The organism is Desulfovibrio sp., assembly GCF_034006445.1.
Lineage (GTDB): Bacteria > Desulfobacterota > Desulfovibrionia > Desulfovibrionales > Desulfovibrionaceae > Desulfovibrio.
The window spans coordinates 1-22,376 of sequence record NZ_JAVESS010000017.1; the positions used below are offsets into that span (position 1 = coordinate 1).

A 22,376-nucleotide genomic window follows, 5' to 3' on the forward strand; every position below is an offset into this window, starting at 1 on the left:
CGGAGTCGTGCCCTGGCAAGAGGTCTATAAGTTCCGAAGGAACAATGGCATCCGCACCCGCTCTAGTGTAGATTGCTTCCAAAACCCCTTCAAAGGTTGTCATAAAGTCAGCAGTCAAGTCGGCAGGATTCAGACCGACAAAACTGATGCCCCTCAGACCGCCTGCAATGAGCGGATCAGCGCCAATGGCCGTGATCCAGTCCCCATAGCGGGCGACAAAGCTTTCAGCGTCGGGCGCTTGAAGTACCAGGGTATAGGTCCCCCCCTCTGAAGACACTTTCAGGCCGCCAGCCTCAACCGCACCGTTGAGAGTAAGGGTATTATTGCCGCCGCCCAGGTCGATTTCATTGCCGGGGCCGCTGCCAGGTTTAGGATCGAGGCTCGTGACAGCGCCGTTGATGGTCACGCTGTCATCGCCAGCGCCTGTGGTGATAATATTCTTTCCGAGATAGCCGGTCAGCATGGCTATGCCCTGCCCGTCGTTGGCAGTCAGGGTGACGCTGTCGCCCGTACCGCCCGCCTGGGAATGGCCAGTGATGCTGTTTACGCCGCCGACGTGCTCGCCCTTGGCCCACATGGCAATGGCTTTTTCAGCGGTATCGGCCGATGCGGTGATGGTCACGGTGAGGGGCGATCCGGCGGTGGACTCTATCGTGTTTACGCCCTGAGATTCTGCAGACATACCGCGTCCGCTGTCAGCACCGGAGCCTGACACTTTCACCTCGCCGCTGTTGGTTGTGATAGTGTTGTAGCCTTCTGCCACATTCATGCCACGGCCATCGGTTGTGCTCGTGCCCGACACCGTCACGGCGCCGCTGCCGGTGGTAATAATATTCGTGCATTTGTAATAACCACCGCAATCTATACCCGCGCCAATCACGGAGCCCTTGCCGATAACGGTCACCGAGCCGCTGTCGGTGGTGATCATGTTGCTGCAGTTGGAACGACCATAGGCACTCATGCCGTAGCCCTTGGCGGAGTTGCCTGCATCTTCTCCGGTAACGGTCACCTCGCCGCTCTTAGTGATAATACGGTTGGTTCCCGAACCATCGACCTGTATGCCGTAAGCAGATCCAGTGCCGGTGCAGGTGCCGGTAAAGGCCACAGATCCGCTGTTGGTGGTGATCGTGTTGCCGCTGTCGGGCGAGGTGACCTGGCCCGACCGGGGGTCGTCAATGGTGGCAGTCATGCCGCTGCCCACGCCCTGATTATCAATACCGTTGCTATTACCGGTAACGGTCACATCGCCGCTGTCAGTGGTGATATTATTGTTGCTGTTATCCACGGAGTGGACGCCGATGCCGTAGCCGCGGCCGAAGTTATTCCCGACAGTGTTCATATCGATGTCAACGATCACATGGCCACTCTTTGTGGTGATGCTGTTGCTGCCGTTGTAAGCGCTATGGATGCCGTAGTTATGGGAGAAATTTCCGCCAGAGAGAGTGTCGACAACAGTCACATACCCGCTGTCGGTCTTGATGCTGTTGTTGCCATGTTGGCCAGTGGCTTTGATGGCGGCGCTCGCGTGTGGGCCGTCGATGTCAGCATAGATATCGTTGGTAACGTCAACAGTCACACCACCGCTACTGGTGATGTCGTTGGTCCCGCCTATCGTATCTAACGCTGTAACAAATGCTCTGATGTCCACGTCGCCGCCGCTGATGATATTCTTGCCCCCCCAGGCTTTGAAGGTACCAGTAGGCATCGCACCCGAAAGGTAGGTTTCGATACGGCCCTTGCCCATATCAATGACGTTCTCAGTTCCGCTTTCATACGCATAAATATAGCCTGTCCCAAGCGTGCCATCGGCGGAAGTGATATGCGTGATGGTGCCCGGCGTGCTGTTATTAATACCGTCCACGATGATGCTATTTCTGTCGTTAGCCATATGCGCGCGGTCAGCCGAACCGCTGGCGTAGATGGAACTGCCGCCGCGCACTTCATCGTACAGGTCGATTCGATCATTCTGCGAGGAAGATATGATGGAATAAACCCCGCTGTTATTCTGACCACGATGTAATTCACCTACATTTTCAAGATGATGCCCGACGCTCTGTCTGTCATACTCCACGGAATCAAAATTCTGGGAGGTCGTGGTCACAAGCTGCACGTCGTATTCAAAAGTGTCGCCTGAAACCTGGTTAGTAACCTTCACGTGAATACGGCCCTCCAGGTTTTTACCTGTCAGGCCGAGACGCCGCAATTCAGCCGCGCCTTCTGGTGTGAGGGAAATTTGCGTATCTCCATAGCCGGTGCCAATGTTGAAATCTACCCACGAGGCTGACCATCCCTCAGGCATGGAAACCGTGAAAGCGTACATGTTCCCGTGCTCGCCACTTGTAGTATAATATTGTTCTTCAGGATTAATGCTTTGAGCGCCCCCATAATAGTATTTATAATACATGGGAATGGATATCTTAGCGTCGGCATCGCCGGGATCGCCAGGGTAATAGAACACAACGCGCATAAAGGGCCACACAGGAAGCGGCGGTAGTTCGGGTTCGGGAGCCCCCGAACCATGGTCAGCAGGCCCATGCCCAACAGCCAGAGCGGAATCAAACTGTATGCCGCCGTCCGCTGCAGATGATTTTTCCTGTGCTGAGGCATCCAGGCCATTCAGGTGATCCAACCCACCCATCAGGCTGGAGTCGCCGTATGCCTGAATCACGTGCGCATTGCGCGTTTCATGTTCAGGCACTGCTTCCGGCATCAGATCAGGCCCGAAAGTAGTAAAAAAATTCGTGCCGGACATCAGCCTGCCATCAACTTCAAACTCGGGGATAAAATCCGCGCGATAATCGACATAAAAATCGTCAAGCCGAATGACCGCACCGTCGTTAAATGAAAAAATCAGTGCGTTATCATCGCGTGACAACGTAACGCCCTCAATCGGAAAGCCAAGCGTAATTTTATCACTTGCAACTGCGTGTATGACAAGTGTCTGACCTGGCTCAGGGCGTGAAATTTGAAAAAGGGACATGGTCGCCTCCCATGATTTCTGGAGTCGTTGATATGCCTTAAGGCGGGGGGGATAGGAAAGGAGAATACAGAGAAGTTGTCTGATTCTGGGGAAGATATCCTCGGCCACATACCCTCAGATAAAGGTGCGGCCCTGGAAAGACATGGCGAACAAATGGAAGCGGCTGTTCGCGTACTGGGAAGAACCCATCGGCCTAGCAATAAGACCTGTTAGCGCTTGCGTCAACATATAAAAAACTATTTTTATATGGCTGCCAACTTGTAAAGCTATTTTTTTCCGTGAGGCTGATGATAACAAGCAGTCTTTATTGATATAATATTTCGTGAAATTAATGGCGATAAATAATGCCTTGCATAGCATCTTTCGCCCTGCTTTCTTCGCAGCATTATCCAGGTGCACGCTGCCCGCACGCCCGGCCGCACTGAACCCCACAGAAAAAGATACATAAATACAGTGTACTATGCGTGTGTCGCAAGCCGACATCTTTTAGGCCGTTAACGCTTGAAATGCACGCGTATGGCAGGCAAAGACTGACAACGTGCATTTCAAGCGTTAACAGATCCAGAGCAGATTAGCTTTGAAATGCTTCACATTTCAAAGTGTTCATTCAGCCACGTTGTGGCGCGCTGCCCTTTTGTGCAGCGTTAGAGCATTTACACTTTTTCAAAGGTAAGATGCTCTAGTAGTTTGCCATTTCCCTTACGGCGTTGTCCGTGGCCTCCTGATTGGAATCCATCACAGTGGGGGCGCTGACGACTTCTTGCTCCAAATGTGCGTATTCTTCAGTAGTTACGCCAGCATCAGAAACATGTTCGCCGGAGCCGCCCTGAACAATAATTTCGCTCATATCGGTCAGGGGCACTTCGTGCAGGTCTGAGCCCGATTCAACGTACCAGAGGCCGTGATCCCCATTTTCCGCCTGGTGCAGGTCGGTACCCGCAAGCAGGCTGTCAAGGCTCTCATCCCCAAGGGTCAAAGCGATCTCGCCCTGAACCCCGGCGTTGCCGCTTCCGCTTTCTCCACTGCCAAGGTGGCCGTTATGCAGGGGCGCGTCCCCCTCATATGCGGACGTGTCCACGTGCGCGTCTGCGCCAGGGGCATTTAAAAAGGCAAAAAGCGGTTGTGCCGTCTCCACTGCGTGTTGGCCAACAGCAAAGTCTGGCTGCGCGATGTCGTCAGGCACAAGAATATCCGCATGCAGCGCAGCAGTGTCCGGCTGCACGCTGGCGGCAGCTGCAGCCACCTGACTGTCATCGCCTGCCATATGAACCGAACCCTCATGAGTGGCGGGCGGTGTCTCCTGCGTGCTGGCGTCATGCCCGGCTGCGGCATGCTGCACTTCCTGCGTGCTGTCAGTATGCCCGGCTGCGGCATGTTGCACATCCTGCGTGCTGGCGTCATATCCGGTTGCGGCATGCTGGGCATCCTGCGTGCTGGCGTCATGCCCCGCTGCGTCATGCTGCGCGTCCTGCGTCTGGTGTTCTGCGTCTGTTTGTGCAAACGAAGCCGCAAAACCGGAGTCGGAGTCGTGCCCTGTCAGCATGCCTAAAAGTTCCGGAGGAACAATGGCTTCCGCACCCGCAGTAGTGTGGATTTTATCCAAAAGCTCCCCAAAGGTTGTCATAAAGTCAGCAGGCAAGTCGGCAAGATTCAGACCGACAAAACTGATGCCCCTCAGACCGTCTGCAATGAGCGGATCAGCGCCAATGGCCGTGATCCAGTCCCCATAGCGGGCGACAAAGCTTTCAGCGTCGGGCGCTTGAAGTACCAGGGTATAGGTCCCCCCCTCTGAAGACACTTTCAGGCTGCCAGCCTCAACCGCACCGTTGAGAGTAAGGGTATCCTTGCCGCCGCCCAGGTCGATTTCATTGCCGGGGCCGACGACTTTACCGTTGATGGTCACGCTGTCATCGCCAGCGCCTGTGGTGATAGTATTCTTTCCGCCATTGTCGGTCAGCATGGCTATGCCCTGCCCGTCGTTGGCAGTCAGGGTGACGCTGTCCGTGCCATTCGCCTGGGAATGGCCTGTGATGCGGTTTACGCCGCCGCCGTACTTGCCCCCGGCCCACATGGCAATGGCTTTTTCAGCGGTATCGGCCGATGCGGTGATGGTCACGGTGAGGGGAGATCCGGCGGTGGACTCTATCGTGTTTACGCCCTGATCTTCTGCAAACATGCCGTATCCGCTGTCAGCACCGGAGCCTGACACTTTCACCTCGCCGCTGGTGGTTGTGACAGTGCTGTGCCCATCTGTTGCAAACATGCCACGGCCAAAGGCTGCGCCCGTGCCTGACACTGTCACGTTGCCGCTGTCAGTGGTGATGCTATTGCTGCCGCCAACACCGGCAAGAATACCGGTGCCGCTGCCGCCTCTGATACCAATTCCGCTAACGGTCACAGCGCCGCTGCCGGTGGTAATAGTGTTGCTGGAGGATGAAGTGGCAACTAAACCGTCGCTAAGCGTGACGCCGGTGCCGTTAATTGTCACAGAGCCGCTGTCTGTGGTGATAGTGTTGCTGCTGTGCTCATCGGCAGAGAGGCCGGTGCCGCCGGCAAAGTAGCCGTAGCCGGATCCGTTAGTGGCAACGGTCACATCGCCGCTCTTAGTGGTAATACTGTTGCTTCCGAAAGAAACGGCATTCATGCCGTAAGTAAATCCAGAGCCGATACTGGTGCCAGTAACGGTCACAGAGCCGCTGTTGGTGGTGATAGTGTTGCTGCTGCCAGTGGTGGTGCTGCCGGAAGAAGCGGCACGCATTCCGCCGCCCACGCCCCAACTGTTATAGCCGCTGTTACTACCGGTAACGGTCACAGAGCCACTGTCAGTGGCGATAGTGTTGCTGCTGGCATCCTCGGCAATCATGCCGTACCCGTAACTGTAGCCGCGATTGGAGTCGAGGCCTTCGCCAGTAAGGGTCACATCGCCACTCTCTGTGGTGATGCTGTTGGTGCCGCTGGAAGAGGCAGAGATGCCGTAGCCATAGACGTAGCGGGAGCCGGAGCCAGAGCCAGTGCCGGTAACAGTCACATTGCCGCTGTCGGCATTGATGCTGTTGGTGCCGCTGGAAGAGGCAGAGATGCCGTAGCCATAGACTTTGGAGTCGGAGCCAGAGGTGGTGCCGCGAACAATCACATGGCCGCCAGTGGCGATGTCGTTGGCCCCTCCATTTGACGCGGCCAACCCTTTACCACTTAATGACGTGATGTCCACGGTGCCGCCGCTGATGTCATTCTTGCCGTTATGGGCGGCGCTTACGCCATCACCAGAGAACTTATTATAGACATCGACCGAACCCCTGCCCATAGCAATGACGTTCTCGGCTCCGCTGCCCTGCACAGCAACACTGCCTCCCACCCAAAGCTCACCGTTGGCAGAAATGACATGCGTGCTGGCGCCCGGTGTGGTGTTCACAACACCGGCGTTCAGGTTGATGATATTGTTGTCGTCAGCCATGTGCGCGCGGTCAACCGAACCGCTGGCGTAGATGGAACTGCCGCCGCCCACGTTATCGTTCAGGATGATTTCATCATTCCGCGAGGAAGATATGATGGAATAAACCCCACCATTATGCTGACCCTGATGGAATTCACCTATACTTTCAAGATGATGCCCGACGCCCTGCCTGTCATACTCTATGGAATCAAAATTCTGGTTGCTCGTGGCCACAAGCTCCACGTCGTATTCAAAAGTGCCGCCTGAAGCCTGCTCAGTAACCTTCACGTGAACAAGGCCCGCCAGGTTTTTATCTGTCAGGCCGAGACGCTGCAGTTCAGCCGCGCCATCTGGGGTGAGGGAAAATTGCAGCCTGTCACTGTAGTTGTCAACGTTGACAGCTACCCACGAGTCTGACCATCCTTCAGGCATGGAAACTGTGACAGTGTACAGGGCATAGCGCCCTGATTCATTATAACCGTTAAGTGTAATGGCTTTAGGATCCACGCCATTGCCGCCAAAAAATACGGGGGTGGATACAGAATCGCCAGGATCGCCAGGGGAATAGAGCACAGCGCGCACAAAGCCCTGCTCAGCAGGCGGCGGGAGTTCGGGGTCTGCCGAACCCGAACCGTGGTCAGCAGGCCCGTGGCCAGCAGCCAGAGCGGAATCAAACTGTATGCCGCCGTCCGCTGCAGATGATTTTTCCTGTGCTGAGGCATCCAGGCCATTCAGGTGATCCAACCCGCCCATCAGGCTGGAGTCGCCGTCTGCCTGAACCGCGTGCGCATTACGCACCGCATGTTCAGGCCCTGCTCCCGGCATCAGATCAGGCCCGAAAGTAGTAAAAAATTCCGTGCCGGACATCAGCCTGCCTTCAACTTCAAACTCGGGGATAGAATCCGCGCGATACTCGGCATAAAAATCGTCAAGCCGAATGACCGCGCCGTCGTCAAACGTAAAAATCAGCGCGTTGTCGTCGCGCGACAACGTAACGCCCTCAGTCGAAAAACCAAGCGTAATTTTATCACTTGCAACTGCGTGTATGACAAGTGCCTGACCTGGCTCAGGGCGTGAAATTTGAAAAAGGGACATGGTCGCCTCCCATGATTTCTGGAGTCGTTGATATGCCTTAAGGCGGGGGGGGATAGAAAAGGAGAATACAGAGAAGTTGTCTGATTCTGGGGAGAATATCCTCGGCCACATACCCTCAGATAAAGGTGCGGCCCTGGAAAGACGTGGCGAACAAATGGATGCGGCTGTTCGCGTACTGGGAAGAACCCATCGCCCTAACAGTAAGACCTGTTAGCGTTTACGTCAACATAGAAAAAACTATTTTATATGTTTCCAGACTTGCAAAGCTATTTTCTTCTCGCAGGACTGCTTATAAGAATTTGTTTTTATTTATATAAATTTTGTTGAAGCAAAAGTGATACTTAGTGCCTTGCGTGGCATTTTTCGTCCCTGCTGTCTTCGCAGTCTTACCCAGATGCACGCTGCCTCGCACACCCGGCCGCACTGAACCTCACAGAAAAAGACACATAAATACCGCATATTATGCGCATGCCGCAAGCCGACATCTTTTAGGCCGTTAACGCTTGAAATGCACGTTGTCAGTCTTTGCCTGCCATACGCGAGCATTTCAAGCGTTAACAGTTCTAGTATGTCGCCATTTCCCGTGCGGCGTTGTCCATCGTTTCCTGATTGGAATCCATCACAGTGGGGGCGCTGCCGACGTTCTGCCCCATGGGTGCATATCCCCCGATAATGGAAGACGTCTCAGCGGCATGTTCGCCGGAGCCGCCCTGAACAATAATCTTGCTCATGTCGACCAAAGCCACTTCATGCAGAACTGAGCCCGATTCAACATACCAGAGGCCGTGCCCGCCATTTTCCGCCAGCTGCTGGCCAATGCCCGCAAACAGGCTGTCAAGGCTCTCATCGCCATGGGTCAAGGCGATCTCACCCTGAACCCCGGCGTTGCCGCTTTGGCTTTCTCCACTGCCAAGGTAGCCGTTATGCAGGGGCGCGTCCCCCTCATATGCGGACGTGTCCACGTGCGCGTCTGCGCCAGGGGCATTTAAAAAGGCAAAAAGCGGTTGTGCCGTCTCCACTGCGTGTTGGCCAACAGCAAAGTCTGGCTGCGCGATGTCGTCAGGCGCATGAATATCCGCATGCAGCGCAGTAGTGCCCGGTTGCACGCTGACAGCAGCTACCTCGCTGCCATCGCCTGTCACAAGAACCGAACCATCATGAGCGGCCAGCGCTGTTTCCTGCGTGCTGGCGTCATGCCCGGTTGTGGCATGCTGCGCGTCCTGGGCATCCTGCATATGGTGTTCCGCGCCGGTTTCCGCAAGCAGGGCCGCAGGGCTGGAGGCGGAGCTGGGGTTTGCCAGGTAGTCAGAAAGTGCCTCAGGTTCAATGGCAACGCCCGCATCGTGGAGGGTGTTAAGGGTATCTCCAAAGGTTGCCATAAATTCCGCCAGTTCTTCTGCGGACTGGTCGCCCTCGCCCCAACCCTCAAAACAGATGCTTGAAAGCCCGCTGAAAAGATTGTTGGCCACGATATCGTCGAGCCAGTCGCCATAGCGGTCGGCAAAGCTTTCAACATCGGACTCCTGAAGTATCAGGGTATAGGTTCCGCCTGTGGCAACGACATTCAGGCTGCCGGGCTGCACCGCTCCGTTGAGAGTCAGGGTATTGCTGCCGCCGCCCAGGTCGATTTCATTGCCATCGCCGACGACTTTACCGTTGATGGTCACGCTGTCATTGCCAGCGCCCGTGGTGATGATATTTTTGCCGCCATTGGTGGCCTGCATGGCAATGCCCTGGCCGTTGTTGGCGTTCAGGGTGATGCTGTCGCCCGTACCGCCCGCCTGGGAATGGCCTGTGATGCGGTTTACGGAACCGCCGCCCTCGGCCCACATGGCAATGGCTTTTTCTGCGGTATTTGCCGATGCCGTGATGGTCACGGTCAGGGGCGAGTTGATGGCGGACTCAATCGCGTTCACGCCGCCGCCTTTGGCAACCATGCCAAACCCGGAGCCGCCGCTGCCTGACACGCTTACATGGCCGCCTTCAGTGGTGATGGTGTTGCTGCCGCCAGACATGGCAGACATGCCGTAGCCGATGGCTGAACCTGTACCCTGGCCGATAACAGTTACGTTGCCGTCCACTGTTTCGATCCTGTTGCTGCCGCCAGATTCGACATGCATGGCGCGCTGGCCCGCAGTAATGGAAACCGCGCCGTCAGCCTTGGTGGTAACGGTGTTGTTGCTTCCTGCGTTGGAGGAGAAAAGTCCGTTGGTTTTTCCCTTAATATCAACGCTGGCGCCGGTAACAATATTATGCGCGCCCGCAAAGGAGGACACGGCAGAGTCGGCGCTGAGGGTTGCCGCGCCGTTGCCCGCATTGACGATATTTTTGCTGTTGCTGCCGTGGGCATAAAGGGCGTTGTTGGTGGCCGAGATGTCCACCCCATTGCCTGTAATGCTGTTTTGCCCGTCCACGGCGGCGTGCATGCCGAACTTTCCGCCGCCGAGGGTAACAGATTCAGTGCCGATCACGGTATTTACGCCTTTGTTCTCCGCTCTCATTGCATAGCTGTTGCTGTTTGCGGCCTCAATGACGATGCCCCCGCCGGTGGCGGTAATCGTATTGGTACTGTTGGAACCCAGGGCATACAGCCCGCTTTCCAGTCCTTTGACATGCATGCCCCCATCACCTGTAACGGTGTTAGTGCCGCCGCCCTCTGCAAACAGGGCGTGCTTGCCCGCGCTGATTGTTACCAGCCCCGACCGGGCGGTAATCGCGTTGGCGGTGCCGGAGCCCGTTGCATATACGCCGTAGGCATCGGCATTGTTGCCGGCCTCAATGGTGATGTCGTTGCCCTTGATGCTGTTGCGGCCGCCGCCATTGGCGGAAACGCCATGCATGTTGCTTGTGATGGTGACAGTTTGCAGCGCGTCAATGCTGTTTTCACTGGCTGAGCCTGTGGCGTAAACGGCTTTGCTGTTGGATGCGGTTGTCTGCACGGAAACATCGCCGCCAGTAATGAAGTTTTTGCCGCCGCCCTGGGCGTTCAGGGCTTCTTTGGTGGATTCAAGCGCAACGCTGCTGCCAAGGCCGCCCTTGATGGTATTCGTGCTTCCGGCTCCTATGGCGTAGACGGCATGTATGTCAGATCCGGAACCATTGCTGACAACGGTAACAAAGCCGCTCTGCGTCTCGATGACGTTGTGGCCGGAGCCACTGGCATACATGCCATAGCCGTAGTTGTCCGCCTGTCCGGTCACGGTTATGTTGCCGCTCTGCGTCTCAATGGCATTGCTGCTGGAAGAAGCCGCGTGCATGCCGTAGCCGGATTTTCCGCTGCCGGTAACGGTCACGTCGCCGCCTTCTGTGGCAATGGAGTTATGGCCAGCGTTCGCATACATGCCGTAGCCAAAGCTGCTGCCGACAGGGCCGGTTGAATTGCCCGATACAGTCACGTTGCCGCCTTCCGTAGACACAGCATTGCTGCCGGAGCTGGCCCCATACATACCGTAGGCGGATTTTCCGCTGCCGGTAACGGTCACATCGCCGCTCTCCGTGTTTATGGCGTTGCTGCTGCCGATAGAATTGGCATACATGCCGTGGCCGACGCTGGGTGCGGCATTGCCGGTCACCGTTACGTTGCCGCTTGCAGTGGTGATGGTATTGCTGCCGGAAGAAGCGGCCATGCCGGATCCGATGGAAGCGCCGTTGCCAGACACGGCCACATCGCCGCTCCCTGTGGTGATGGTATTGCTGCCGGAAGAAACGGCAGTCATGCCAAGCCCATCGTTGGTCTTTGAAATACCCGACACATTCACAGAGCCGTTTTCCGTGCTGATGGAGTTACCGCCAAAAATGGTGGCCGACATGCCGTAGCCGTTGCCGTTGGCGGCATTGCCCGATACGTTCACCGCGCCGCTCTCTGTGGAAATGGCGTTGCTGGTGCCTGAAGTGGTTGCATGCATACCCGTGCCGGAAGTGCCAACGCCGGACACGGTCACATTTCCACTGGTTGTAGCGGCAGCGTTGCTGCCGGAAGAATTGGCAAACATGCCATAACTAGTGGTGGAGGCGGAATTGCCCGACACCTTGATATCGCCGCTGCCGGTGATGATGCTGTTGCTGCCCGAATCCCTGGCATTCATGCCGTAGCCGAAGCCATTACCATAGCCGCTGCCTGTACCGGCGGCACTGACGGTCACATCGCCGCTGGTGGCGGTGATGCTGTTGGCGGCTTGCGCACCGGTGGCGTACATGGCTGAAGCCACGTTGCCCGTAGCGTTTACGTCAACCCGCCCATCGGCCTTGATGGTGTTCGCCGCAGTGACAGTTGCCGTGCCGGACACCGCAGTCATGCCATAGGCGCTGCCGGAGGTTGAGGAACTGTTTATGGCCACATCGCCGCTGGATACAACAGTGTTGGAGCCGCCATTCTCTGCAACAAGCCCCCTGCCTTGTGCATCAACAACCACTTGGCCGCCGCTGATGGTATTCTTGCCGCCGTCGGCAGCGGACACGCCGTCGCCTGAGGCGTTTTGGACATGAACCGAACCCTTGCCCATAGCAATGACGTTCTCGGCCCCGCGGCCCTGCACGATTACGCCCTCAGCCACGTCAAGCGTGCCGTCGGCGGAAGTGATATGCGTGATGGAGTCTTGTGTGGTGTTCGCAACGCCAGCGTTGAGCTTGATGGTATTGAAGTCATCAGCCATCTGCGCAGGGTCGGCCGAGCCGCTGGCGTGTATGGAGCTGCCGCCGATCACCGTTTCGTTCATGATGATTTCATCATCCTGCATTGAGGATATGACGGAATAGCTCCCCCCGTTATTCTGGCCCTGATGGAATTCGCCAATATTATCCAGATGCTCACCGCCATACTTGCTGTCATGAGCCGCCGAATCAAAAATCTGGCTGTCTGTGGCCACAACTTCCACATTGTATTCAAAGGTATCGCCTGAAGTGCGGTCTGTAACCGTGACATGAACAAAGTCCACCAGGCTTTCATCCTCAAGGCCGAGACGCTGCATTTCATCCACGCCATCTGCGGTGAGGCGGAATTCCAGACGACCGGTAATGCTGTTAAAGCTGACGTCCACCCACGAGCTTGACCACCCGGCAGGCAGGGAAACTGTCACGCCATACCGGGCCCCGGGCGCAGAACCCGCAAAATCAATGTCGCCGGGGGCCACAGCCGTAGGGGATGTGCCGTTGCCGCCAAAAAACACGGGGGTTGTTACGGGATCACTCGAATTGCCGGGGGAATACAGCACCGCGCGTACAAAAGGCCCGGAGGGGAACAGCGGCGGTTCGGGGGCGGGTGTGGGAGTGGGGGCGGGGCTGCCGCCAAAATCTGCATCCCCGGCAGCAGTGAGGGCGAAATCATACTGCAAGGCGCCGTCCGCAACTGATACTCCCTGAACAGACATATCCAGTCCATCCAGGTGGTCTACCCCGCCCTGCAGGGCGGAATCGCCGTACTCGGCGGAATGGGAACTGCGCTCCACAGGGGCAGGGCCAGCCGCTGGCATCAGGTCAGGCCCAAGGGCGCTGAAAAATTCCGCGCCGGAAACCAGCTTACCATCAGCTTCAAATTCAGGAACATTATCAGCACGATAGTTTTCATAAAAATCATCAAGCCGAATGACGGCACCGTCATCAAATGTAAAAATCAAAGCGTTATCGTCGCGCGACAACGTGATGCCTTGCGTTGAAAAGTCGAGAATGATCTTGTCACTCGCAGCAGCGTGTATGGTAGTTATCTGGCCTGGGCCAGGACGTGAAATTTGAGAAATAATCATAGTGGCTCCCTATGAACTCTGGAGTCAATAATATGCCCTCAGGCACGGCGGATAAGGAAGGAGAATGCAGAGGCGTCGTCTGATTCTGGGGAGAATATCCCCGGCCGCATACACTTGAATAAAGGCGCGGCGTTCGAAAAAACAGGGCGAGCAAATGACTTTGCAGTTCGCGAGCTGGGGATACCCCATCGCTTTTAAGAATAATGCCTATTTGCCATTGCGTCAATGGGTATAGAAATATCTTGTTGAATCTATTATAGATAAATGGTTTTTAACCCCAATAGAACATGACAATTGGCTTGTTTTTCTGGCTTTGACGTATTTAACAATCAATATTGTCAAGCTGCCTTTTTTCCTTAAACGCATTCAGCAGAGAGCATTTTACCTTTGAAAAAGGACAGTGCATGATGGACAAAATCAAAAAAATTAGCTTGTTGCAGACAAAAAAAGACCCCGCCGGGCGTACCGGGGAGCCTTTTTTGACCTTGCAGGGCCAGCACTGCGAAATTCTTTTATGGCCTGCCGTAACGCATAAGCCACTGATTTAAAATCCCGGCCAGCATTCCATCCCCGCGCGCATAGGCGGCGCGTCTGGCCTGCTGCACTTTTATCTTGGTTATATCAGCTATGCCGCCAGCCATACCGCCGGATTCGGCAGGCGTGCGCGCGGTCTGGGCACCTGGCTCAGCAGACTGGCCAGCAATCGTGTCTGCAGAGTGGCCAGCAGAGGCCCCCGCCTGCGTCCCAAAGGCGTCCGTCTTCATGACCGCACTCAGTGAAGCGGCGCTGTCCGTCCCTTCCACCCGCGCGGTCAGGGCCAGCAGTCTTTGGCGTGAAACCGCGTCGCCAAAAAACATGGCGCAGCGCACAGCGCAGTGCAAAGCTTCACGCGCGTTTCCGCCAGCCTCAAGCATGTCCATTAGCCGATACCAGCCGCCCCGCCAAAGCGGTTCCTGCTCAAGCATCAGCCGACAAGTCTCTTCGCTGGCCGAAAGCGCGTCAAAATCCCTGTTGCGCCGCTCTTCCTGCGCGTCCGGCAGCACGGGCCAGACGTCAAGGTCCGGCCCCATTGCAAGTTCATAGCCGTCCAGGGCAACCAGGGTGTGCAGGTCCGGCTTGAGGCTGCCGCCGTGACGGCGCATGAGCAGTTCGCCATTAAACGTATTGTGGTCAAAGCGGCCCGGCGTCTGGCTGGTATGGTGCACAATGACGCTGCCGCCCTCCACGGCAAGCTTGTAGCCCCGCGCGCGCAGCGCGCAGCACAGATCCATATCTTCAAAGCCGTTGCAATATTCTTCATAAAATCCGCCGCAGTCCATAAACACGCTCTTGCGCAGCAGCAGGGCCGCGCCCGTTATGGCCTGAAGAGGACGCCTTTTGCGCGGCGCGGCATGCCCGCCGGGAAAGCCCTCGTAAAGATGGCCCACAGCCATAAAGGGCGTAAAATAGATGCCGCAGTGCTGCACGGTGCCGTTGGGATAGAGCAAAAGCGGCCCCACGGCCCCTACGCGCGGCTGTTCCAGCGCCTGCCGCAAAGGCGGCAACCAGTCCGGCGTCATCGTGGTGTCATTGTTCAGAAAAAAGAGCAGATCACCCTGGCTGGCAGCGGCTCCGGCATTGCAGCCTCGGGCGAATCCCTGGTTTTCGGGCAGACGCACGGGACGAAAATCCGCCCCGAAGAGGGCCCTGCCCAGCGGCTCCAACTCGGTGGCCGTGGCGTCGGTGGAGCCGTTGTCCACAACCACCACTTCGATGTTTTCATGGCGCGTATGTTCGGCCAGCGAGCGCAGGCACGCGGCGGTCATGTCCCAGAGATTCCAGGCCGGAATGATGACGGAAACCCTGGCCGCGCAATTGGTCGCGCAATTGGCCGCGCTATTTGCCGCACTGCTGGCCGTGCTACTCATGGGTGGTGTTCCCGTCCCGCGCGGCAAAGCTTCTGGCTGCGGCCACAAAATTTTCTGCCCAGCCCGGAGCGGCGGGGGCAAAAATATGGGTGTAGGAGGCCCACACATTGCGGAACACCAGGCCATCGATTTTTTGCGCGCCGCGCCCGCGCGGGCTTTGCGGCTCCTGACCCGGCGCAGGCCCCATGCCCTGACCTTTGTGCAGCTGCATGACCCAGCGCAACGAGGGGCGACCGTCCCCGTCTGGTGGCAGCCCGCCTGGCGACAGCCCGTTTGGCGGCACCCCGACTGGCGGCAGCCCGTTTGGGGATTCCGTGGCGGCTTCCGTGGTGGATTCTGTTGCGGATCCCTTGGCGGCTTCCGTATCGGGTTCCACAGTGGATTCCGCAATGGATTCCGTTGTGGATTCCGTTGTGGATTCCGTTGTGGATTCCGAGGTCAAACCGGGCGGCATACCCTCCGGATCTTCCCAACGGCAGTGGGAGTAGTGAAACTCATGCCCGCGCAGTTCCGTATCCAGCGCAAAAAACGGGTTCGCAGCGCTTATCTTGCCGCGAACATACCCAAGCCCCTGCGGCTTGGGACAAAAAACAGCGGTCACCGGCAAAATGCCGCTCATGGGCCACAGTTTGCCCTCGCGCTCAATGCCGCGCGACAGCACCATAAAGCCCCCGCACTCGGCATAGATGGGCATGCCCTGCCCTGCCCACTGCGACAACTGGCGCAGCAGGGGCGAAGCGCTCAGGGCCTCCACATGGTCTTCGGGAAAGCCTCCGCCAAGATACAGACCGTCCACCTGCGGCCAGCCAGCGCCCCCGTGTCCGCCGTGCCCGGCATCCACTCCGGGCAGCAGGGACAGATGCACAAGCTCGGCCCCGGCCCGGCGCAGGGCCTCAAGATTTTCCTCATAGTAAAACCACAGGGCGGCGTCGCGCACGTAACCTATGCGCGGCCTGCGGCCTGTGGCTCCTTGCCCGACCGGCGGCGTGCCTCGTGTTTTGGCAGCCGCGTGATCCCCTGTTGCGGCATCCGCGTGAACGCCCTTTGCCGCAGCGGTTTCTTCGCCAGAAACCCAAACGCCAGCAGACACAGCCGCAAATTCCGGGCACGAAGATTCAGGCCGCGCAGATTCAGGCTCCAAGGACTGCGGCCCCAAGGATTGCGACCCCAATGATTCCGGCCAAAAGGCTTCGGCCTCCAGATCGGGAGCGCTCTGGGCAGCGGCCATGATGCGGTCCATATCCACATGACTGCCCACAAAGGCCGCCAGCGTGTCCAGTACCTGCTGCGCCTGCGGCGAGAGGTCATCCCCGCAGGACGCAATGCCCATGTGCCGCTCCGGCAGCGGATTTTCAGCCAGGCGCGGCAGCGCGCCGAGCACGGGCACGTCCGTATGCTCTTCCAGAGCCTGCCGCAAAATCTTTTCGTGTCGCGCCGACCCTACCTGATTGAGGATCACGCCCGCGAAAGTAACGCCCTCTTCAAAGGTCAGCATGCCGCGCACCAGAGCCGCCGCCGTGCGCGTCATCTTGGTGCAGTCAACGCTGATGATCACAGGGCAGGCCAGTATGCGGGACAACTCCGCCGTGGAGCAGGAACCGCGCGCGTCCATGCCGTCAAAAAAGCCCCGGTTGCCCTCCAGCAGGCCGAGCAGCCGCCCCTGCCGCGCCATTGAAGGGCTGTCGGCGAGGCCGTCGGCCAGGCTGTCGGCCAGGCTGTCGGCATGGCTGCCGGCATGGCTGCCAGCATGACTGCCGCTGGCCTGCCGCGCGGCAGCTACCCGCATGGTGTGGACAAAAAGCGCGCGCAGGCGCGACGGTTCGAGAAAATAGGGATCAAGATTGGTGGCGGGCACTCCGGCGGCCAGGCGCAGCCAGGCGGCGTCAATATAGTCCGGCCCTTTTTTGAAGGGCTGCACCGCCACGCCGCGCGCCACAAAGGCTCGGCACAAACCCAGTGAAAGCAGGGTTTTGCCGCCGCCGCCAGAAAGGGCCGTCACACACAGGCGGGGCATGACTCCGCGCTGACTGAAAGTGGGGGATGTGGGCTGATGGCTCATGGCGCTCCGCGTAATGGCCGGGACAGAAAGGCGACTTCAACCGGTGGGGATGTGCCCTCACGTGGGCGCATCCCCAGGGATACCTAAGTGTAATGTTCCAATAGGTTGTTCACCCTCCCAAAATCGGTAAAGCTGGAATTACCAAACAACAGCAAACCGAGAGAGGGAAAGGCTGAACAGCCTATTGGAACATCACATCCAGACAGTGTAGTCACGAGATGAATTTCCAGTCATATCAAGGAGAACAAGCCTTTTATGCAGGGAGTGTACTCTGATGGTACTCGACCGGAATAAAAGGCGCAGTTCGACGGAGAGATGCCTGAAAAGGCGCTCGTGACGACACTGTCTAGAGCATTTAACACTTGAAATGCTCGCGTACGGCAGGCAAAAGCCCGCCTACTCGCATTTCGCGGCAAGGATTTTCAGAAAAATCCTTGCAGAGCATTTAACTCATTTCATTCGTAAACTGCTCTAATGCTTGAAGGAGCGCTGCCCCGTAAACACCATGGCCACCTGCGGCACAGCCTCGTTGCAGGCCATGATCACTTCGGCGTCGCGCATGGAGCCGCCGGGCTGCGCAATGGCCGCCACGCCCTGCGCCAAAGCCACGTCCACGCCGTCACGGAAGGGGAAGAACCCGTCGGACACCAGGGCCGAACCAATGAGTCCGCCACGGGCCTCTTCGGTGCGCCGCTCGATGTCGGCCAGCTTTTCCGCCATGCCCGCATCCTGAACAGCCTTGAGCTTGAGTTCGTACAAAGTCATGCCCAGTTCACGGAAGGCCAGCGTGTCCGCATACTTGGTGTGCGCCTTGTGGATGGCAAGTTCCACGCAGCCCACGCGATCCTGCTCGCCGGTGCCGATGGCAAGGGTTGCCCCGTCGCGCACAAAAATAACCGAATTGGACGTCACCCCGGCTTCCACGGCCCAAGCAAAGCGCAGGTCGTCAAGTTCCGCCGGGCTGGGCGCGCGCGCCGTCACCGAAAGGCCGTCTTTTGTCGTTGCCGTGGCGGGCAGAAAATCCTTGACGGAAAGAATGCGGTTCACAAAGGACTTCTGCACCACAATGCCGCCGTCGGACAGGCACTTGATGTCAAGAAAGGCGGAAGAGGTCAGTTCCTCAAGGCGGCCAAGACCGGGCAGTTCCATAATGCGCAGGTTTTTGCGGCCCTTGAGGATTTCCACAACGCCCTCTTCAAAGGCCGGAGCCGCCACCACTTCAAAGTAGTTGGCCGCGACGATTTCAGCCGCCTCGCGGGTGAAGGGGCGGTTGACGACCACCGCTCCGCCAAAGGCGGCGATGCGATCGCACCAGAAGGCCTTTTCAAGGGCCACGGCCACGCCGTCCTTGCTCCAGGCCGCGCCGCAGGGATTGTTGTGCTTCAGGATGATGGCGGCCGGACGATCGGCGAGGTATTGAAGAATATTCGCGCCATTGTCCACATCCGTCAGATTGGTCTTGCCGGGGTGCTTGCCCGCCTGGATCATCTGCGCTTCGGTCATGGCCGAAACAATGCCGTGACCGGGGCCGCGCCACTCAAGGCCGCCACAGGTGATGGAGCCTTCTTTCAGGGCGTAGAGGGCGGCGGGCTGATCGGGGTTTTCCCCGTAGCGCAGGCCTTTTTCTTCGCCGTCCAGCGTCCAGACACGTTTTTGAAATACGAGCTTCTCGTCGCCAAGAAGAATGGTCATGGTTTCAGGAAAAGCGTCCTTGCGCACAGTGCTGTACATGGCCTTGAGATCCGACATGCTTCCTCCAGATGTTCGCTGGTCAGGTGAGGGCTTTGCATAGCACAAAACGGGCCGCGCCACCAGACCCCGAAAGCCGCTCACGGCGACAAAGCTGCGCGCGTTGACGAAAATCGAGCCAGGCCCTACATTGCCTTGTCGCCCAAAGGGCTCACAACGCGGGCCGCCGCTTGGCGCTGCCGACCCGCATCAGCGGAGGACATATGGAAAAACTGCTCGCCCGGCTGGCACAGCAACTGGACACTATTGACGAAGCGTCGCTCATGTCGCTGTGGAGCAAATACGCCACCACAACCAGCCGCTTTGAACCCACCAAAAGGTGGGAAGAAGCCACTCTCATTTTTTCGCTTATTCAGGCCAAACGCTGGAAAAACCAGCTTTTCAACTTCCACTGGTCGCGTCAGAGCCAGGGGCGTGAAGGCCTTGACCCGCAGATGCCCAACCTTGCCCCGGACTTCTCCCTTGAAGCGCCGCAGGAACCCGCGCCGGAACACCGTTGCAGGGTTCTGGATTTTCGCCCCCTCAAAGAGGACGACGAAAACAACGAAAACGACGAAAGCTGAACCGGGACTTTGGCACGGCAGGCGCAAGGTTTGGCGCAAGACATCCCGGCCGCCGGGCAACCCTGCACACAACGGGGCGCAGCATTGGGCGCATATCTGGAAGCATATTGGGGCGCGGAACTGAGCGCGGAACTGAGCGCGGAACTGGGCGCAGAACTGGGCGCAGCATTGGGCTCAAAGCCCGGCGCAAGTCCCTGCGCAAGGCTCTGCGCAAGGCTTTGCGCATAGCCCGACACATGACCCGACACAAGGCCCGGCGCGGCTCTGCCTCCTGCATATGCCTGTTCGGTTTCAAGCCATTATGAACGTTTGACTTGTATTTGCATCCGAGATAGGTACCATGAAAGGCTTTGCGTCCCGTTTTTGGCACTTTGACAAAGCGGTCATTCGTTGCGCCCACAAGCGCGCGACACTTTCCTCATGACAGCACGCCGCCCCGGCCGCGGCGTTTCAGGCAGGTAATACCATGGCTAATACGGTAATCATCGGCGCACAGTGGGGCGACGAAGGCAAGGGCAAAATCGTTGACATGCTGAGCGCCCAGAGCCGGGCCATCGTCCGTTTTCAGGGCGGCAACAACGCCGGTCACACCATCAAGGTTCAGGGCAAGGAAACCATTCTGCACCTGATCCCTTCAGGCATCCTGCACGAAGGCAAAATCTGCCTCATCGGCAACGGTGTGGTGCTTGATCCCTTTGTATTTCTTGAAGAGGTGGACCATCTCGCCGCCAAGGGCATTGACGTTTCCCCTGCCAGGCTCGGCATCAGCAAGAAAGCCCACCTCATCATGGCCTACCACAAAAGCCTGGACAAAGCCCGCGAAGCCAAGCGCGCCGCCCACAAAATCGGCACCACCGGCCGTGGCATCGGCCCCTGCTATGAAGACAAGGCCGCCCGCATAGGTCTGCGCGCTGGCGACCTCACCAATCCGGCCCTGGTGCGCGCCAAGGTGGCCCACGCCCTGCAGGAAAAAAACACCCTGCTGCGCGACCTCTACAAATTTGAGCCCATGGACGAAGCCGCTGTCTGCGAAGAACTGCTGGCTCTGGCCCCGCGCATTGCCCCCTATCTCACCGAAGTGGAAGACCGCCTGCAGGAAGTGCAGGCCGAGGGCGGCGACATTCTTTTTGAAGGCGCTCAAGGCATCCATCTGGATATCGACCACGGCACCTATCCCTTTGTGACCTCGTCCAATACCGTGGCGGGCAACGCTTCCGCCGGTTGCGGCGTCGGCCCCTCGGCTCTGGATCGCGTGGTGGGCATCGTCAAGGCGTACACCACCCGCGTGGGCTCCGGCCCCTTCCCCACCGAGCAGCTTGACGACACGGGCAGCTACCTGCGCACCCAGGGCCACGAATTCGGGGCCACCACTGGCCGTCCCCGCCGCTGCGGCTGGCTGGACGCCGTTATCCTGCGTGAAAGCGTGCGCCTGTGCGGCATGACGGACATTGCCCTGACCAAGCTGGACGTGCTGCAAAACCTGCCCGGCCTGCGCATCTGCGTGGCCTATGAACTCGATGGCCGCAAGCTCGACTATACGCCGCAGGAAGAAGGCGCGCTGGAAAGGGTCACCCCCATATATGAAGACCTGCCCGGCTTTGAAGAAGACATCACCGGCTGCACCCGTTATGACGATCTGCCCGAAACCGTGCGTTCCTATATCGCCCGTATTGAGGAGCTTACCGGCGTAAAGGTGAGCATTGTCTCTGTGGGCGCCGAACGCACGCAGACCATCGTGCGCTGAGGCGCGGTCGCCGTGCGCTCATGAACGGCCCTCTGCTTCAGGCCATTGCCGCTCCGGCCTTTGACCGGCTCAAGGAAGTGCTGAACCGTCTTGGGGCCGCACCGCCACAGGTCTTGCTGCTTGAAGGCGGCAGCGAAGCCCAGCGGCGCGACATGGCCCTGTACTGGGCGACGCGCATCAATTGCCCCCAGGCTTCGGCCACGGGCTCGCCCTGCCTCGCCTGCCCCTGCTGCCTGCAAACGGCAACGGGCGAGCACCTTGACCTTGCCGCCTATGACGGGCGCATCAGCAACCGTGAGGACGAAGAAAATCCCGGCCCCGTACGCGCCTTCAACATGGAGCGCGTGCGGGAGCTTAAAAGCCGCCTGCGCGACGCGCCACACGGCGCAGGGCGCAGGGTTGTCGTGCTTGCGGGCCTGAGCCTTACCCGTGATGAAGCCGCCAATGCCCTGCTCAAGGCCCTTGAAGAACCCTCCGCCACCACTGTTTTTGTCCTGCTTGCCCCCCAGCGCGAGCAACTCCTGCCCACCCTGGTTTCCCGCTCCTTTTGCCTCACCCTGCCATGGCCCGACAGCCGCGCCACGGACGAAGACATGCGCCCATGGGAAGAAAAGCTGGCGCAATTTCTTGTCAGCGGCCAGGGGCTTCTTGACGCCCTGGCGGCCAAGGGAGCCATGGACGCCGCCACGGCCGGGCGTCTCATGCTCTGTTGCCAGAAATCCATAAACCGGCTAATGTCAGAAACATTACATGACAACGTATCTTCTCCACTTGATTCTGCATTGTCTTCTCTGGGATCGCAGGGCCTGGCGCTTGTCTGCCAATGGCTGACCGAAGCGCAGGACGCTCTGCAGTACGGACTTACGCCCGCACGGGCCGTTGAAGCCCTGGCCATGCGTATACACACGCTGCGCCTTGGGGCTTAGGACAATTTACTTTGTAAATTGTACTCCTCGTGCTCTGGCGGCTGCGTGAGCAGGTATTCACTTGAAATGCTCGTGTACGGCAGGCAAAAGCCTGCCTGCTCGCATTTCATGGCAAGGACTTTCAAGAAATTCCTTGCCGGGCAGTTACCTTTTTCATCCGTAAACTGCTCCAGCGACTGGCG

General features: G+C 58.1%; 8 protein-coding genes and 1 pseudogene. 3 read left to right on the top strand and 6 right to left on the bottom strand.

Going from position 1 to position 22,376, the window contains the following annotated elements; genetic code table 11:
- The 6 genes and pseudogenes from RBR41_RS11675 to RBR41_RS11700 form a co-directional block, all read right to left on the bottom strand.
- Positions 1-2,980 (bottom strand): annotated as a pseudogene (locus RBR41_RS11675) (hypothetical protein); the annotation flags it as partial.
- A gap of 679 nt (positions 2,981-3,659) precedes the next feature.
- The gene (locus RBR41_RS11680) at positions 3,660-7,508 is read right to left on the bottom strand and encodes a hypothetical protein (RefSeq protein ID WP_320352783.1); all 3,849 of its coding nucleotides are present in this window, start codon (positions 7,506-7,508) and stop codon (positions 3,660-3,662) included.
- Positions 7,509-8,071: 563 nt separating this feature from the next.
- Positions 8,072-13,246, bottom strand: a complete 5,175-nt coding sequence (locus RBR41_RS11685; RefSeq protein ID WP_320352784.1) for a hypothetical protein — start codon at positions 13,244-13,246, stop codon at positions 8,072-8,074.
- 512 nt (positions 13,247-13,758) lie between these two features.
- A complete protein-coding gene (locus RBR41_RS11690; RefSeq protein ID WP_320352785.1) occupies positions 13,759-15,153 on the bottom strand; it encodes a glycosyltransferase family 2 protein in 1,395 nt (464 codons plus the stop codon).
- Complete coding sequence (locus RBR41_RS11695) at positions 15,146-17,167, bottom strand: cobyrinate a,c-diamide synthase (protein ID WP_320352786.1); 2,022 nt, start codon at positions 17,165-17,167, stop codon at positions 15,146-15,148. Before RBR41_RS11695 ends, RBR41_RS11690 begins: the two co-directional genes overlap by 8 nt.
- 516 nt (positions 17,168-17,683) lie before the next feature.
- Positions 17,684-18,961 (bottom strand): IMP cyclohydrolase, encoded by a 1,278-nt coding sequence (locus RBR41_RS11700; protein WP_320352787.1) that lies wholly within the window; start codon positions 18,959-18,961, stop codon positions 17,684-17,686.
- A 203-nt stretch (positions 18,962-19,164) separates the two neighbouring features.
- On the opposite strand from RBR41_RS11700, the gene RBR41_RS11705 reads away from it, so the two are divergent.
- The 3 genes from RBR41_RS11705 to RBR41_RS11715 all read left to right on the top strand — a co-directional run bounded on the left by RBR41_RS11705 (position 19,165) and on the right by RBR41_RS11715 (position 22,194).
- On the top strand, positions 19,165-19,524 hold the full coding sequence (locus RBR41_RS11705; protein ID WP_320352788.1) for a hypothetical protein: 360 nt from the start codon (positions 19,165-19,167) through the stop codon (positions 19,522-19,524).
- 466 nt (positions 19,525-19,990) lie between these two features.
- A complete protein-coding gene (locus tag RBR41_RS11710) occupies positions 19,991-21,268 on the top strand; it encodes an adenylosuccinate synthase (RefSeq protein ID WP_320352789.1) in 1,278 nt (425 codons plus the stop codon).
- Positions 21,269-21,288: 20 nt separating this feature from the next.
- Complete coding sequence (locus tag RBR41_RS11715) at positions 21,289-22,194, top strand: DNA polymerase III subunit delta' (RefSeq protein WP_320352790.1); 906 nt, start codon at positions 21,289-21,291, stop codon at positions 22,192-22,194.
- The last annotated feature ends 182 nt before the right edge of the window (positions 22,195-22,376 follow it).